General features: G+C 63.8%; 14 protein-coding genes. 8 read left to right on the top strand and 6 right to left on the bottom strand.

Annotated features, from left to right (window positions below):
- The 6 genes from VEI45_RS11845 to VEI45_RS11820 all read right to left on the bottom strand — a co-directional run.
- Positions 1-929: cytochrome P450 (locus tag VEI45_RS11845; protein ID WP_324853341.1), on the bottom strand; the 929-nt coding region annotated here is incomplete at its 3' end.
- A 2-nt stretch (positions 930-931) separates the two neighbouring features.
- Positions 932-1,921, bottom strand: coding sequence for an SDR family NAD(P)-dependent oxidoreductase (locus VEI45_RS11840; protein WP_324853338.1), 990 nt, complete (start codon positions 1,919-1,921; stop codon positions 932-934).
- Positions 1,914-3,056, bottom strand: coding sequence for a spirocyclase AveC family protein (locus VEI45_RS11835; RefSeq protein WP_324853337.1), 1,143 nt, complete (start codon positions 3,054-3,056; stop codon positions 1,914-1,916). The genes VEI45_RS11840 and VEI45_RS11835 overlap by 8 nt, the downstream gene beginning before the upstream one ends.
- A gap of 4 nt (positions 3,057-3,060) precedes the next feature.
- Complete coding sequence (locus VEI45_RS11830) at positions 3,061-4,179, bottom strand: ABC transporter substrate-binding protein (RefSeq protein ID WP_324853335.1); 1,119 nt, start codon at positions 4,177-4,179, stop codon at positions 3,061-3,063.
- A gap of 83 nt (positions 4,180-4,262) precedes the next feature.
- The gene (locus tag VEI45_RS11825) at positions 4,263-5,111 is read right to left on the bottom strand and encodes a CbbQ/NirQ/NorQ/GpvN family protein (RefSeq protein WP_324853333.1); all 849 of its coding nucleotides are present in this window, start codon (positions 5,109-5,111) and stop codon (positions 4,263-4,265) included.
- Positions 5,112-5,244: 133 nt separating this feature from the next.
- A complete protein-coding gene (locus tag VEI45_RS11820) occupies positions 5,245-6,936 on the bottom strand; it encodes a nitric oxide reductase activation protein NorD (protein WP_324853331.1) in 1,692 nt (563 codons plus the stop codon).
- A gap of 118 nt (positions 6,937-7,054) precedes the next feature.
- Between VEI45_RS11820 and VEI45_RS11815 the strand changes: the two genes are divergently transcribed.
- From VEI45_RS11815 to VEI45_RS11780, 8 genes are all read left to right on the top strand, one after another.
- The gene (locus tag VEI45_RS11815; protein WP_324853329.1) at positions 7,055-8,212 is read left to right on the top strand and encodes an acyl-CoA dehydrogenase family protein; all 1,158 of its coding nucleotides are present in this window, start codon (positions 7,055-7,057) and stop codon (positions 8,210-8,212) included.
- On the top strand, positions 8,209-9,309 hold the full coding sequence (locus VEI45_RS11810; RefSeq protein ID WP_324853327.1) for an acyl-CoA dehydrogenase family protein: 1,101 nt from the start codon (positions 8,209-8,211) through the stop codon (positions 9,307-9,309). Before VEI45_RS11815 ends, VEI45_RS11810 begins: the two co-directional genes overlap by 4 nt.
- A 19-nt stretch (positions 9,310-9,328) precedes the next feature.
- Positions 9,329-10,267 (top strand): SDR family NAD(P)-dependent oxidoreductase, encoded by a 939-nt coding sequence (locus VEI45_RS11805; protein WP_324853325.1) that lies wholly within the window; start codon positions 9,329-9,331, stop codon positions 10,265-10,267.
- A 6-nt stretch (positions 10,268-10,273) separates the two neighbouring features.
- On the top strand, positions 10,274-10,921 hold the full coding sequence (locus tag VEI45_RS11800) for a nitroreductase family protein (RefSeq protein WP_324853323.1): 648 nt from the start codon (positions 10,274-10,276) through the stop codon (positions 10,919-10,921).
- A gap of 231 nt (positions 10,922-11,152) precedes the next feature.
- Complete coding sequence (locus tag VEI45_RS11795; RefSeq protein ID WP_324853321.1) at positions 11,153-12,436, top strand: TetR/AcrR family transcriptional regulator; 1,284 nt, start codon at positions 11,153-11,155, stop codon at positions 12,434-12,436.
- 185 nt (positions 12,437-12,621) lie between these two features.
- Positions 12,622-13,464 carry an SDR family oxidoreductase gene (locus tag VEI45_RS11790; RefSeq protein ID WP_324853319.1) on the top strand — a complete coding sequence of 281 codons (843 nt, stop codon included), beginning with the start codon at positions 12,622-12,624 and terminating at the stop codon, positions 13,462-13,464.
- Positions 13,465-13,564: 100 nt separating this feature from the next.
- Positions 13,565-13,984 (top strand): lipoprotein LpqH, encoded by a 420-nt coding sequence (locus VEI45_RS11785; RefSeq protein WP_324853317.1) that lies wholly within the window; start codon positions 13,565-13,567, stop codon positions 13,982-13,984.
- A gap of 658 nt (positions 13,985-14,642) precedes the next feature.
- Positions 14,643-15,200, top strand: a complete 558-nt coding sequence (locus VEI45_RS11780) for an MPT63 family protein (RefSeq protein ID WP_324853315.1) — start codon at positions 14,643-14,645, stop codon at positions 15,198-15,200.
- Positions 15,201-15,394 lie beyond the last annotated feature (194 nt).

Raw genomic sequence — 15,394 nt, 5'->3', positions numbered from 1 at the left:
CCAGCCGGGATCGCCACCCCACCGAGTTCGGTGTCGCGGGTCGCCACCCGGGTGATGGTCAACAATGGTGGTTCCCACCGCACACCCTCTTCGATGGCCGCCGGAAGCAGCGACCGGTCCGCGCGGATCGCGTCCAATTGCCGCGGATCCGACAACAGCCCGAAGAGCAGGCTGCCCAGCGACCGGTAGGTCGTCTCCACGCCGGCGGGCAACAGCAGCCGCAGGAACGAGAAGATCTCTTCGTCCGCGAGCTTTTCACCATCGATCTCGGCCGCGCCGAGCGCACTGATCAAGTCGTCTTTCGGCTCGGCGCGGCGGGCCTCGAGGATCGGCGCGAAGTAATCGCACAGGGCAGCCGATGCCGCGAGCCCACGTTCCGGGTTCATCAGCCAGCTCAGCAGCGAAATCGACCACCGCTGGAACTGCGGGTAATCCTTTTCCGGCAAGCCCAACAGACCCGCAATGATCTGGCTCGGATAGTCGAAAGTGAACTCCTTCACCAAATCCGCCTTGCCATTGGGCGCGAAGTTGTCGATCAGGCTGTTCGCCACGCGGCCGACCAACTCGTCTTGCCAGCGCGCCAATGACTTCTGCGAGAACGCCTTCGATATCAACGAACGCAAGCGGCCGTGGATGGGCTCATCCATGCCGAGCATGACGCCTTCACCCAGCACCGGCCCGAACGCGGCGATAACGGCCGCCGACGAAAACGTCTCGTTGTCGCGCAGCATCTGCTGCACATCCTCGTGGCGATACACGATGAACATCGGCAGCGATTCCTCGTGCGGAAGCGCTCCCGACGTCTCAAGTCGCTGCACCGGCTCGTCGCGGCGCAGCCGCGCGAGTTCGGTATACGGGTCACGCACGTCGCCGGAGATCGCGTCGTCGAATGAGCCAAAATCCTCGAGGTCGTCGAAAAGCTGTTCCATAGTTACCCTTCAGTTCCCTTGCGGCGCTTGGCCGCCAACGACGCCAAGCGCTGCAATACCGGCTGCGGAAGAACGCGCGCGACCAACACCATCGCCCGTTGGCCCGCGGTCAACGGATACGCCCCGCCGCGCATCGACCCCTGTCTGGGTATCCCCAACACGATTCGAGACATGTGGTGCATGCCCGAAGTCGGGAGAATCCTGTTGAAAGCCAACAGCATCGAGGCGTCCGGGCCCACGCCGCGGCGGCGAAACGGCCCCCGGTCAGCTAGCGCCTTGACAAGTCCGTCGGTGAACCGCTCGGGTGGTCGGGCGAAACTCACCGCGAAGCGCCCGCGGGTGTTCATCGTGTTGTGCAGCCGCGCATAGGGGCCGTCGAAATCGCGGTCGTCGGTGGTGCCGGTGTCGGTGATGATCTCGGTGTCATACGTGCCGGCCACCAGTACGGTGACACCGAGCCCGAAGGGCGCGATCTCACACGCCATCGACTCACCCCACCGCTCCAACGCTCCCTTGGCCGCCGAGTACGGCGCGGTGCCCGGCTGACCGCGTACCCCGGCCGCGCTGGATACCAGCACGATGCGTCCCTCGCCCGCCCTCCGCATCGACGGCAGCAGAGCCTGGGTTAGCGCGACCGGACCCAGGACGCTAGTGGCGAACATCCTCTGCCACAGGGCCATATCGGTCTCCTCCACCATTCCGGCGGCGGAGATCCCGGCGTTGTGTACGAGCGCATAGGGTGCCCCGACGGCTTCTTCGATTGCTTTAGCCGCCGCGGCGATCGACGCGGTGTCCAACAGATCCAGCTGCACACCGATCAGCCGGTCGTCGTCTTCACCGGCCCCTGTCGCCTGCCGTAGCAGCGGAAGCCCGCGGTCGGGTGTCCGCATGGCCGCGACCACGCGCCACCCCTCGCGATACAGGCGCACGGTCGATGCGAACCCCAGTCCGCGGGACGCACCGGTGATGACGACGGTGCGCGGCTCAACCATTCTTGCTCGCGGTCGCACAGGCGCCTTGACCCGCCGGCGGCGGGTCGACGTGCGGCCGCCCATTCGGCTGGCCGCTCGCCCACGTTGACCACATCCCGACCGAGAACGGGCCTTGTGCGCCTGCCTTCTCGTAAAAGCCCTGTGGATCATAGACTTTGGCTTCGGGGTAAGGCCACGGGCAGGCGACCGAAGTCGCCGCTTTGCTGATCTTGATGGCGGCGAACCATGCGCCGTAGGCGAAGTAGGACACGTTGATGATCGCGAACATCACCAGGAAGGTGCCGAGCACCGGGCGCGTGGGGAAGATCTTCGCTTTCGCCGCGAGCTTCTCGGCCACCGACTTCCCGGTGTCGTCGCGATAGCAGAGTATCGCCGCCGGCACCATCACGAAGGTCACCGAGAACGACTCCCAGATCAGCGGGAACTGGAACGTGGTGCCGGTGAATACCGAGCCCCAGGGGATCACCTGCGAGTAGATGTACATGCCGGTGTGGACGAGCTGGATCTCCAGCCATGCGTCGAAGACGAAACCGATCGCACAAGTCAGCAGACCCAGGCAGACCAGCGGATGTCGCGACACGAAACTCGTGGGCCCGTATTTCGCCTGCAGTTTGCGCAGGATCCAGATCGCCGGGAAATAAGGGCCGAAATAGAAAGTCACGTAACCGAATACCACGAACGGCTCGACGCTCGGCGACAGCGACACCAGCGGCCACGACTCCGGCCAGTGGATGAGATCGGGGTTGTAGACCGCGAACGGCGCCCAGTTCATGATCGGGTCCTGCCACACGATCAGCGTGCAGCAGAGGAACATCAGCATCACCGGACTGCCCGGATTGCGGCGCCAGCCCCTGATGAACACCACGAGCAGCACCAGCAGCATGATGACGGTGGAGATCTGCAGGAAAGCGATGTAATCCAAGCCGAAGAGGAACCTGACGGGGCGCGGCCGACCGTGCACGTTCGGATTGGCGACGCGGGGGTCGAGCGCTACGCGGCAGTTCGCAATGAAAAAGAGCGCGAACGCCGCCACGGCAGCGCCGGCAACCCATCCTCCCCATCCGCGCTTTTCGCCTCCGCGCGGCCGGGTGGGCTTCTCCTCCGCCTGCAATGGTATGGACTGTTCCGTGGACATCGAGTCAGCCTTCCTCTCCGAAGCGATCGACCAGGTGCGAGTTGACGCCGTCGGCGTCGAGAGTGCGGGCCACCAGATAGCCGGCACCCATCCACGCCCGCCGCGTCCACTTGCCGAATGACACTCGGGTCCCGGGCGCACCTGAGGCGGCGGGCATCATCTTCACCCGCTCCAATGCCTCTTTGACCCCACGCGGACTGAGCGGATGCGCGTCGTTGAATGCACGCACGAGAGTGGCCGCGACGTCACGGTTGACCACCGGTACGCAATACTCGGGACGTCTGCCACCGTACTTTTGGGCGTAGCGGTCGAGGAAATCCTGGCCGAGCCGATTCTCTTCGTCGTATTGGTCGACCCCGACCCAACCCATGAACGCGTTCCACATGATCGGATTCACCCAGGCATTTTGGAAAGCGGTAGTCGTGAATCGCGGCGGGTCCCAATCGACCGCCTCTAGCGCGGGGTTGATGAACACGATCCCGAAACCGAAGCCGAGATGCACGATCGCTTCGGCTTTCGCATCGTGAAGGCTACGCACGGCTTCGTTGATGTCCTGTGCGGTTTGGGCAATCGCCGCTTCCGCGACGATGCGAATACCCTTGCGCCGACACGCGCTTCGCAAATTCTTCAGGTAGCTCTCGCCGATCAGGTTCCGCTCGACGAGAACTCCGATTTCGGAGAGTCCGCGTTTGGCAACGAGATCCGCGATGAAAATCGGCTCGTCGGTCATCGAGCCCTGCGGGAAGGAAAATGTCCACTCGCCCAACCAGTCGTCGGTGCCGGTAACGGCGATCGCCGGAACCTTGAACCGCTCTTCGATCGCTTCGCGGGTGGGCACGCAGTTGTCGGTGATGTGTGGTCCGAACACCACCAAACAGCCTTCGTCGACAAGCTCGCCGAACGCATCGATCACCGCCTTGACCGATCCCTTGGGCAAACCCTCCACTTCGCGGTAGATCATCTGTACCGGACGGTCCAGCAACCCGAGTTCAACGGCCTCCTCGAATATGAGGTCAAAGCACCGGGTGAAATCCGCCTTCATCTCCTCGGGAAACATCGGTGGCAGCGTGAAGTCCATCAGGTAGCCGACCTTGATCGGCTCTGCGCTGCTTTCGTAGGACATCTGACCTCCCGGGTGGCAAACTCACGCGCGCCGTTCCGCAAACCTAATATTTGTTCAGACCCTAGCGGCGGCGATATGCAGCGTCAATCACCAGCCCCCGCCCGGCCCAGATAGATTTCGATCATCTCGCCCAGAGCCTTGCCCACCGCTACGTCGTCAGTGAGCGGCCCAGCGATCGCAGCCCGAGCCGCCTCTGGCATGGTCAGGCCCTCTGCGACAAGCCTGCCCGCCGCGATCAGCACGCGGGTTGACGCGACCTCACGCAACCCGCCGGTTTCCAGCCGCCGGATAGCCTGCCCCAAACGCACCAGCTCGGCTGCAGTTGCGTTGTCCACGCCTGCCTCGTGTGCAACGATCCCCTCTTCGACATCGGCTGCGGGGAAGCCGAATTCGACGGTGACCATCCGCTGGCGTGTCGAATCCTTGAGGTCCTTGAGCACGCTTTGATAGCCGGGGTTGTAGGACACCACAAGGCCAAATCCGGGCGCCGCGTCCAGCGTGACACCCAGACGCTCAATGGGCAGTTGCCGCCGGTGATCGGCAAGCGGATGTAGCACCACCGTAGTGTCCTGCCGGGCTTCCACCACCTCGTCGAGATAGCAGATCGCTCCCTCGCGCACCGCCCGCGTCAGCGGACCGTCCACCCACACCGTCTCGTCGCCCTGCAGCAGATACCGACCGACAAGATCCGCGGTGGTGAGGTCGTCATGGCAGGCGACGGTAATCAGTGGCCGGCCGAGGTCGTAGGCCATCGCCTCGACGAAGCGGGTCTTGCCGCAACCCGTCGGCCCCTTCAGGACGAGTGCCAGGCCCTGGCGGTATGCCGCCTTGAAGATGGCCTCTTCGCTGCCGATCGTCTTGTAGTAAGGCCGCACGCTCTCCGCCTCGGTGATCACGCCATTTCGACAGCCGAGCCCGGACTCGTTGGCCATAGCTTCCCTTCTGCCCGCCGCACTGCGGTGATTGGAGCCTAACCGGAACAGATGTTTGTTTCAAGTGTCCCTATGAGAGGGTCCGATCCGGTGGTGCGCCAACTGTGTTCTGGGACATGGCATCAGGTATTCGTCACGACACCTTTCGGCGAACCTCTGCCGAGCGCAGCGCGGACCGGAACAGCGGCCCGATCACACCCGCGAGCTGATCCGGGCGCGCGATCGTCGCGTGCGCGGTGTTGCCGAAGACTCTGCGCAGCGACTGCACGTCGGTTCCCGCGCCGATCGTCAGGCACACGCAGCCAGTGCCCCGGCGGCGGGCCTCGATCAAGGCGCGGCGTGCGTCCGCGGCTCCGTAGGGCCGCTCGTATCCCTGGTCGTATGCGAGTCCGTCTGACAGCACCACCAACAGCCGCCGCGACGTTCCTCCGCGTGCCTCCAGCACCGCCGAGCCATGCCGGATGGCCGCCCCGAGGCGGGAGTACCCGCCGGGTTGGAGACTGTTCAGCCGCCTCATGACCTGGGAGTCGAGATGGTCGTCGAATCGCTTGACGGGCACCATGCTGACCGCGCGCCGGCCTTGAGAGTAGTAGGCGTACAGCGCAACTCGATCACCCAGGTCGTGCAGCGCGACGGTCAGGTTGGTCACCGCCGCAAGCTGTTGTTCGTGCACTGTGCGTCCCACCGTCCCAGGCTCCGCTGCGGACCCCGACACATCGAGAAGCAGGAGCACCGACAGATCACGTCGGCGCCGCAGGCTGTCGAGGTACACCGCCTCGTCGGGCACCGAATGGGCCCGCACCTCGACGCGTGCTTCGACGGCCGCGTCGATGTCGATGTCGTCGCCCTGCGACTGGCGGTGGCGGCGGTGCAGACCCATACCAAGTCGCGATAGCGGGCGCCGCACTCTGATGGCGTCGTCGATCGCATGGGTTGCCGATGCCTTGATCTTCGGCTCGACTTCCCGCACCGTGCACCATTCGGGCCGGTAACTCTTGCGCGTAACGTCCCATTCCGGATACCTCACGCCGTCGGTTTTGGCTTCGCCGTCGTTGATGTCCTCGCTCGATGTCGAGGCCAGTGATGACACGGCGTACAGACCACGATTGGCGGAGTTCGTTCGGTGCGTCGGGGTATCAGCGCCGGGCGGTCCGCCGCCGCTGCCTGTCTTACGCGCGGACGACAGCATCTTTTTCAGCCACTTGCCGATAAGACCGGCTCCGCCAACCGGGCTGGTGAACAAATCTGGATCGTCGGAATTGTCGACTTCACCATCGTCGAATTCCTGGAGTTCGTTGACGTCACGGTCTCGCGGGACGTATCCGGGTTGCGCCTCATCCTGTTGTTCGGCCGCTCGGGAGCATGCCGCCAACAGCTTCGCTGCGCGGATCACGCCGAATTCCGGGGCCGGGTCCTCGATCACTCTCCGTTCGGCGGCAATGCTGAGTGATGCGGCAGGCGAGTCGCTAAGGCCCGCGATATGGCGGTCGCCCGCCGAAGCCAAAATGCTCGGTAGCAGGTCACTGTTGGCGACCAGTGCGCGGTGACCCTCGATTGCCAGAAAGCGCCTGGCCAGTCGTGGGTGGCGGACTAGGCGACACACGACATCAGGGTCCAGGCTGCCGGCCGCGAGCATCGACGCCTGCACGGCAATCGCCTCGAGTTTCGCGGAGGGTCGCGCGGAAGCGTCGAGGTAAATCGTCTGGCCATCCGTCCAAGAGGGTTCACCTGCTTGCAATTCGGCCACCGCCACGGGTCGGCCCGCAAGCGCAGATGCGAGCAAGCCCAGGGCCTGCAACCGATCGCCAAGAGCGTCGCTTGCCACGGCCGACCTCCGAACCACGAGGATCTCGTTGATCTCGTTGACCAAATATCTGTTCCAACGTAAAGTCCGGCTTGGCCGCAGTCAATCGGCGCGAGGTACACGAGGTAAAAAAGGAAACGTGGATTTCTCGTACCCACCGGAGGTGGAACAGGTCCGTAAGGAGTTGCGCGCGTGGTTGGCCGCAAACCTGACCGACGACGTGGTGGCCGCCGGCCGCCGGCGAGGCAGGGACAACGCCGCGTTCGAGACACTTCGAGCATGGAATGCGACGATGGCCGAGGCCGGCTGGGCCGCAGTCTCCTGGCCGCAGGAGTACGGCGGCCGCGGCGCAACGGTGCTCGAGCAGCTGGTGTATGCCGAGGAGACCACTCGCGCTCGGGTGCCGATGCCACTCAACGTGATCGGGATGAACAACATCGCTCCCGCGATCATGCAATACGGCACCGAAGCCCAGAAGCGCACACTGCTCCCCCGGATGATGCGAGCCGACGACATCTGGTGCCAGGGAATGTCGGAGCCCGAAGCGGGCTCGGATCTCGCGTCACTGCGCACCCGCGCCGTACGCGAGGGCGATCATTTCGTCGTCAACGGCCAGAAGATCTGGACCTCGCTGGGCTACCGCGCCGACTGGTGTCAGCTGTACGTGCGCACGGACCCGGAAGCACGAAAGCACCAGGGCATTTCCTGCCTGATCGTCGACATGTCGTTGCCCGGCATCGAAGTCCGGCCGCTCGTCACGCTCAGCGGCGAGGCCGACTTCGCGGAAGTTTTCTTCAATGACGTGCGGGTGCCCGCGGATGCGTTGCTCGGCCCAGTGAACGGAGGCTGGCGGATCGCCACAACGACGCTGAGCCACGAGCGTGCCGGCGCGGCGCGCCTCTACACCGAGATGCAGATGCGGCTGGCGGAACTGGTAGCCGACCTCGCCGACGTCCACATCGATGGTCGGCCCGTGCTCGAAGATGCCACGACGTTGCGGCGCCTCGGCCAAATCGCTTTGCGTATCAAATATCTCGAGCTACTGTGTCAGCGCTCGATCTCGGCGATTCTGCACGGCGGCGACGCATTCGGATCGGCCAGCCTTGCTAAGACGATCTGGGGTGAGGTCGGGCAGGAGATTGCAGCGCTCGCGTTCGACCTACTTGGGTCGCACGCTGGCGGCCGCCGATGGGCCGACTACCGCTTGACATCACGCTCGCTTACGATCGCGGGCGGCACGACGCAGATCAACAAGAACATCACCGCGCAGCGAGTCCTGGGGTTGCCCCGCTCATGAACCTGGAACTGAGCGACGAGCAGATCGCGCTGCGCGACACCGTGCGCAGCTTCCTGGCCGAGAAGGCATCGATTGCCGGGCATGTCCGCCCGATGCTCGAGGATCCAACCGGCACCACCGCGGCGGTCTGGCGAGGGCTTGCCGATCTGGGCACCACGGGACTGCTGGTGCCATCGGAATACGAAGGTGCCGGCATGACGATGGTCGAGGCCGGCATCGTCCTAGAGGAGCTCGGGGCCGGACTCCACCCCGGACCGTGGCTGTCGACTGCGGTCGCGGCGACTCGCGCACTGACCCGGTTCGGTGTAGATAGCGCCACGGCGGCACCGCTTTTCAGCGGGATCGCAGACGGCTCCAGCACTGCCACGGTGGGCCCGCTCGACGGCACTCGCCCAAGTGCCGTCACACTGGGCGATGGCGTTGTGCTGCGCGGGGGGATCGACAACGTCTTGGACGTCGCCGCCGCTGACGTCCTACTCGTGCTGGCTGACGAACGAAACAGCACAGGGCTTTTCGCCGTCCAGACGTCGACGCCGGGCATCGAAGTCATACTGCAAACCGGAATCGACCAGACCCGCAAGCAGTTTCGCGTCGAACTCGACGAGGCGCCCGCGCAACGTCTGGCCACCGCGTCGGCGGATGCCATCGAGGGGCTCGCTGATGACGTGGTCATCGCCTGGTCTGCCGACGCGCTCGGTGCCGCGCGCGCAGTCTTGCAGCTTGCCGTCGAATACGCCAAGGTACGGCGCCAATTCGGCCAGCCGATCGGCGCGTTCCAGGCGGTTCAGCACCTCTGCGTCGACATGTACGAAACGGTTGAACTCGCCCGCAGCGGCGTGATCCACGCACTGTGGGCTGCCGACGCCGCTGATCGCGAAGAGCGGCATTTGGCCGCGATGCGCGCCAAAGCGTTCGCCGGCCGGCTGGCTACTGTCGCCGATAACGCGATCCAGGTATTCGGTGGCATCGGCTACACCTGGGAGCACGACGCCCATTTGTATCTCAAGCGCCTGCTGAGCTGGAACGCATTTCTCGGCGGTCCTGATCGCTACCTCGTCGAGGTGGGCGCGCAATTCGTCGAATCCGTCCTGAACTGACTCCTCGGGAGGAGTGGCCATGATCGACTTCACCGGGCAAGTGGCGATCGTCACCGGCGCCGGCCGCGGCCTTGGACGCCTGTATGCAATCGAATTGGCGCGCCGCGGCGCGGCAGTGGTAGTCAACGATCTCGGCGGATCCATGCATGGCGATGGCGCGGACAGCAGTGTCGCCGACGGGGTCGTCGAAGAGATCGAGCGTGCCGGTGGTGTCGCCGCAGCGTCACATGATTCGGTGGACAGCCCGGAGGGTGGAGAAGCAATCGTCCGCACCGCTATCGACCGATTCGGTCGCCTCGACGCGGTGGTGAGCAACGCGGGCATCTTCAATAGCGTGCCCTTCGAGGATCTTTCGCAGGCCGACTGGCGGCGGATGCTGCGCGTGCACCTCGACGGCGGGTTCTATTTGAGCCAGCCGGCATACCGGGAGATGAAGGCGGTCGGCTACGGCCGGTTCGTGTTCATCTCCTCCTCTGGCGGTATGTTCGGACAGCCGCTGGAAGCCCACTACGCGGCTGCTAAGGCGGGCCTGGTGGGGCTGGCCAATGTCATCGCCATCGAAGGCGCCCAGCATCGTATCCTCGCTAATACCGTTCTGCCGTTTGGCTTTTCGCGCATGGTCAGCGAAACAGTCGGGGATCCCAAAGCGCTTGCGGAGACGGGATTCCTCAAGGTGATCCAGCCTGAGCTAGTCGTGCCCATCGTTGTGTTCCTGGCCAGTCGGACCTGCGAGTTCACCCATCACAACTATTCGGCCTGTGCCGGACGCTTTTCGCGGGTCTTCGTGGGCCTCGGCGAGGGTTGGCTCGCAGAGCCGGGCAGCAACCCGACAGCCGACGACGTGGCAGCACATCTCACCGAGGTGTCAGCCACCGAGCCGTTCACGGTTCCCGGCTCGATCTTCGAAGAGGTCTTCGCGGTGTGCGAAAGGCTCGGCGTCAACGTGTTTTCCCAATGAGCTGCCATGGACATTGAGCACTTGCTGACCACCACCAGGTCGGCCCGAAAGTCGCTCGACCTTGATGCAGCCGTGGATATCGACGACATCCGCGAATGCCTTCGGGTCGGATTGCAGGCAGCGAATGGCTCCAACCAACAGTCCTGGCGGTGGTTGGTCATCGCCGATCCCGCGCTGCGACGAAAACTCGCGGAACTGTATCGCGACGCCTACCTGCTCCGAGTCGGTGGCCAGCTGCTCGGCCATTTGCTCCCGCCCGGCAGCCCGGAGGGCCGGCTCATGTCGTCCACCGAGTGGCTGGTCGAGAACCTGGCGAATGTGCCGTTATTGGTAATCCCTTGCTACCAGCCGTATCTGCCGCGCATCGACGGTGACGAATCGTTCTACCAGGCGACTCTGTACGGCTCGATCTTCCCGGCGGTATGGAACTTTCAGCTGGCGCTGCATGCACGTGGCTACGGCACCTGCGTCACGACGCTGCACCTGCACCACCAGGACGCCGTCGCGGAGCTGCTACAGATCCCCGAAAGCTACGCGCAAGGCTGCCTGCTGCCAGTCGCGCGCCTGCGTGCCGGTCACACCTTCAGGCCCGCTCCCAGACGCCCATTGAACGAGGTTGTCGCTGTCGACCGCTGGAGCGGCCCGTCGCTATAGATCCGATTTGCACAGCAAGCTGGTAGCGTTAAACCAAATATTGGGTCACGTATCCCGCAGAGCGGGCTGAATAGCAGGAACCGGTCACGCGACCCGGGTCGGGGCGGGTGCCATGGAGGTGTCGTGGGGCTTCAGCAACCATCTGAGGCTGCAGCCGCTGGGGACTCCGCGCGCCTACACTTGCCCGATGCCGATTCGTTGGTGCGTGCTGGCCGGGCCCGACGTTCTCACATGACGCCAGCCGATGGTCGCGGAGGCGCGTACGACGACGGCACTCGCCGGACCGAAATCCTGCAAACTGCGGCGTCATTGATCGCCTCTTCGGGCTTGCGGACGTCGTTGCAGGAGATTGCGGACGCCGCCGGCATTTTGCCGGGAAGCTTGTATCACCACTTCGAATCGAAAGAAGCGATCCTGGTTGAGCTGGTCCGTCGGTATTACGACGACTTGGACCGCATCGGCGAGATCGCCCACGAAAGATTGGACAAGCCCGACGCGCGCTCCGCCGCAGACGAGATCGTCGAGTTGGGATCAGCGATCGCGCGTTGCGCGGTACAGCACCGCGCCGCTCTGCAGATGTCGTTCTATGACGCGCCGAGTGCAAATCCGGAGCTTGTTGAACTGCTTCAAAAGCCGCCCACCGCGGTCCAGCAGGCGATGCTTCAAACGCTGCGTGCCGGCAAGTGGAGCGGCTACATCAGATCCGATATCGACCTTCCGACGCTGGCCGACCGTATCTGCCAGACCATGATGCACGTCGGTCTTGACGTTGTTCGACACAACGCCGCAGCCGATCAGACCGCGGCTGTCTTGTGCCGCATCATGTTGCACGGTTTGGCCGCTCGACCGCCCAGTGACCGGGAATTGGATGGCTCGCCTGCTTTCGCGGCCGCCGAGGCGGCAATCAAGACCTGGAGCGACGAAAACGAGTCCGACGCCAACGACAGAGCCGCCCACGTCCGTGCGGTGGCACGAGCCGAGTTCGGCAGAAAAGGTTACGAGGTCACCACCATCAGGGACATCGCTTCCGCGGCGGGGCTGGGGACCGGGACCGTCTATCGGCTGATCGGTTCGAAAGACGAACTGCTCGCCTCGATCATGGAATCGTTCGGTAAGAAAGCGGGGGGCGGATTCGCCAGCGTTCTGCGCACGGATGCCACCCCGGTCGAGAAGCTGGATGCGCTGAGTTGGGTCAACATCAACGCCTTGGACCAATTTCCCGACGAGTGGAAGATCCAACTTGCGTGGATGCGCCAGTCGCCGCCAGACACGCCCAACCCGGGGCTGGCGTTCACCATGCGACTACGACAGTTGCGGACGCTGTTGTCGGAAGGGATCCAGTCGTGCGACATCCGGATCGAGGATCCACCGTCGCTGGCGATGCTGTCGCGCTGCGTGATGGACATCTTGTGGATGCCGGAAAACATCGTGCGAGCTCAAGGCAAGCATGCCGCGCTGGTCAATGCCCGTGACACCGTGATACGCGGCGTCGTCGACCGCAGCGGACGCCAGTAAGAACCGCGATCGACTTCCTCAAACACTGACCGGTGCCCGCGGCATCCGCGCATACTTGCGGTGTGCGCCGCTACGGCCCGGAGTTACCTATCGGACCGCACCCAACCAGCCTTGTTGTACCAAATATCTGTTCCCCGTAAAGTACACCGGAGCCTTTACTGTTGGCGTCCCAAGAGAGGATCGAAATGACTGGTATTGAGCAGTTCCGCTACGACGGCAAGCGGGCGTTGGTAGTCGGAGGTGCCACCGGCATGGGCGCCGCGGCGGCGAAGATCGTTGGTGCTCTCGGGGCTGAAGTCATCAACATGGACTACGCGCCGGTCGCCGCCGAACTCGGCCGAGGGATCCAGGTAGACCTTCGGGACCCCGCATCGATCGACAGCGCACTCGAGCAGGTCGGCGGACCCGTCGACGCCCTGTTCTCCGCCGCCGGCATCGCCGACGGTCCGGACCTGATGAAGATCAACTTCATCGGCCATCGGCATGTGATCGACCGACTGATGAACAACGGCCAACTGAACCGCGGTTCGGCCATCTGCTTTATCTCCTCGGTGGCCGGCATTGGGTGGGAGAGCGATTTACCGCGGCTTCAGGAGTTCTTGGCCACGCCTGACTTCGAGTCGGCAGACGCCTGGGTCAAGGCCCACGAGGCGGACAACTTCGGCCATTACGGCACCAGCAAGCAGGCCATCAACGCCTATGTCGCTACGCACGCATTTCCGTTCCTGGCGAAAGGTGTGCGTATCAACGCGATCTGCCCCGGCCCGACGGACACTCCCCTGGCCCGGGCCAATGCTGATCTGTGGCTGACTTTCGCGCAGGACTACCGGGAGGCCACCGGCGCCACGGTCCACACCCCGGAGCAGATGGGCAACGTGATGGCGTTTCTCAACAGCGACGCCGCTGCCGGTATCAACGGCGTCACCCTGCTGGTCGACTACGGGCACGTCAATTCGTCGAACACCGGAACTTTCGCAGCCGGCAAGCCGATCATCGACCTGCTAATGGGCCGGGTCTCGCTCACCTAGCCGACCACGCACATTTACTCCCGAAGAAGGCCTCGCGGCTGGTAGAAAAAGCGTGCGACGACAGCACCCGTGTGGGCGGCTGTCAGAATGGAGGTACGCGGTGGGAAGCCGGTTCGTCACCGCGGTGGTGACCGTTTTAGTAGTGGTGGCGTCTTGCGCGGGATGCTTCAGTTCGCAAAAGCTGACCGAGAAGACCGCTCGGATCACGGTCGACAACAACACCCGCACCTCGCGCGCTGTCACCTGTAATCAGGTTCAGTGGTTGTTGACCGCGAACATCGCCGCCGCGCCCGCGAATGTCCGGGTGTTGCTCAAGCTCGACTCCGAAAAGCCGAAACTGGAATCAGTCAACATCGACAACTTCGCGGGCTTCACCGGCGTCGCCGACGCCGGAGCCGGTGATGCGAAAGCCATCTTCGCCAATGGCACATACACCATCACTGGTACGGCCGAAGGATCTCAGCTCAACGATCCACGCGTCTCACTCACCGCACCATTCAAGATCGAGGTGGGCTGCTGAGACTCAGGCGGCGTCGTCGTCGGACGGTGCTTGGGCGCTCGGACCGGGAGGCGGTTTCTGCAGCCACCTTCTGAGCCGGAGGAGGCTATCGGCCACTATGCCGATGGCCAAGAGGATCAGTACCACCACGATCGCGGCGCTCACACCCTCAATGGTGACAGGTCGAAGGTTGCTCTAACCCGGAGATCCGACACCCAAGATGGTTAGCGATCAACCAGCGGCCACCGGCGAGCCGGACTGCGGTTCACCGGGTGCCGTCTTCGCAGGTCTCGGGTACCCATGCTCACGCTGCCGGGCTTTCACGAAATCTGCGCCATCACACCGGCGGCCTGATCCGGGCACTGTTGGCGAATGGTGATGCCGGTCAGCGCGCCGGCGTTAGACGACTGTAGACAGGTGCTTAATTACTGCGGTGTCAGCTTTCCGAAATGGCGGCAAGTGATCCCAATACCAGTGATGCCAATGTTAAAGAAGTTGTTCGAACCCGTGCTTCGGGACAAAAAGATATCGCGCCATCTACGCAGCTAGTCAGGCCGCACATAGCAATTCGCGATGCACTCACGTTTGAAATTGCCGTCGCTGGGCTACGCCAACCCTGCGCGGTTTCACCCAAATCCTGGGTAACCGCAAACGATCAGGAGCGAATAAGGAGCCCATCGTGAAGTTCACAACGAGCACTGTCAAGACGGCCGTCGGTGCCGCGGGAATAGCTGCGGTCAGCGTTGTCGCCGCAGCAACTGCCGCTGCCGCGCCGCCGAACATCCAGGGATTCGGTACCAGTGAACCGCTGATCGACGGGCCGTTGGTGACCAACTACACGGTGAGCAACCTGCAACCCAGCAGCGTGGCGATTCCCGGCTACACCCCTAAAGGAACGCTGTACCAGGCAGACGTCACTGCCAGGTCCGACGGCGGGCTCGTTACCCCGATGGTTAACGACTTCATCGCCCGCGGGCCCAACGGCCAGAACTACCGGGTGATCGACAAGGTTCAGGCCCCAGGCAGCCTCAACCCGGCGCCGATCCCGCAGGGCAGCGAGTCGACCGGCACGCTGTACTTCGATGTGACCGGCGCACCGCCCAATGGCGTCGTCTACAACGACGGAATGCAAGACATTCTGATCTGGACGTCGAACGTGCCGGGTGCCTCAGGGCCTGGTGCGCCGCAGAATGCAACACCGCCACCGGGTGCGCTTCCCGGGCCGGCGACGACCTAATCCAGTAGCACATACCTCCCCCCGCCACGCCTAGTGGTGTGGGGAGGTTTGCGTATACGGGAATTCTGCGGCTGACGGACTGTCGGCGCGGGCGTCTGGGCGCGCAGACGCAATGCGGTTCAGGCGCGTCGGAAATCCGAGTTCGGCAAGTTGAACGTGACTTTCGGCGATTACGTCAGGTCGAAAGACCCTTG

Origin of the sequence: Mycobacterium sp., from assembly GCF_035623875.1 — a bacterium.
Lineage (GTDB): Bacteria > Actinomycetota > Actinomycetes > Mycobacteriales > Mycobacteriaceae > Mycobacterium.
Note: the sequence above shows the minus strand (reverse complement) of the source record. Positions and strands in the feature narration are given on the sequence as shown.

Excerpts from the sequence above, each read along its gene's own strand:
- VEI45_RS11840 (WP_324853338.1), bottom strand. The coding sequence starts at position 1,921 with ATGGTTGAGCCGCGCACCGTCGTCATCACCGGTGCGTCCCGCGGACTG.
- VEI45_RS11835 (WP_324853337.1), bottom strand. The coding sequence starts at position 3,056 with ATGTCCACGGAACAGTCCATACCATTGCAGGCGGAGGAGAAGCCCACC.
- VEI45_RS11830 (WP_324853335.1), bottom strand. The coding sequence starts at position 4,179 with ATGTCCTACGAAAGCAGCGCAGAGCCGATCAAGGTCGGCTACCTGATG.
- VEI45_RS11825 (WP_324853333.1), bottom strand. The coding sequence starts at position 5,111 with ATGGCCAACGAGTCCGGGCTCGGCTGTCGAAATGGCGTGATCACCGAG.
- VEI45_RS11810 (WP_324853327.1), top strand. The coding sequence starts at position 8,209 with ATGAACCTGGAACTGAGCGACGAGCAGATCGCGCTGCGCGACACCGTG.
- VEI45_RS11805 (WP_324853325.1), top strand. The coding sequence starts at position 9,329 with ATGATCGACTTCACCGGGCAAGTGGCGATCGTCACCGGCGCCGGCCGC.
- VEI45_RS11800 (WP_324853323.1), top strand. The coding sequence starts at position 10,274 with ATGGACATTGAGCACTTGCTGACCACCACCAGGTCGGCCCGAAAGTCG.
- VEI45_RS11795 (WP_324853321.1), top strand. The coding sequence starts at position 11,153 with ATGACGCCAGCCGATGGTCGCGGAGGCGCGTACGACGACGGCACTCGC.
- VEI45_RS11790 (WP_324853319.1), top strand. The coding sequence starts at position 12,622 with ATGACTGGTATTGAGCAGTTCCGCTACGACGGCAAGCGGGCGTTGGTA.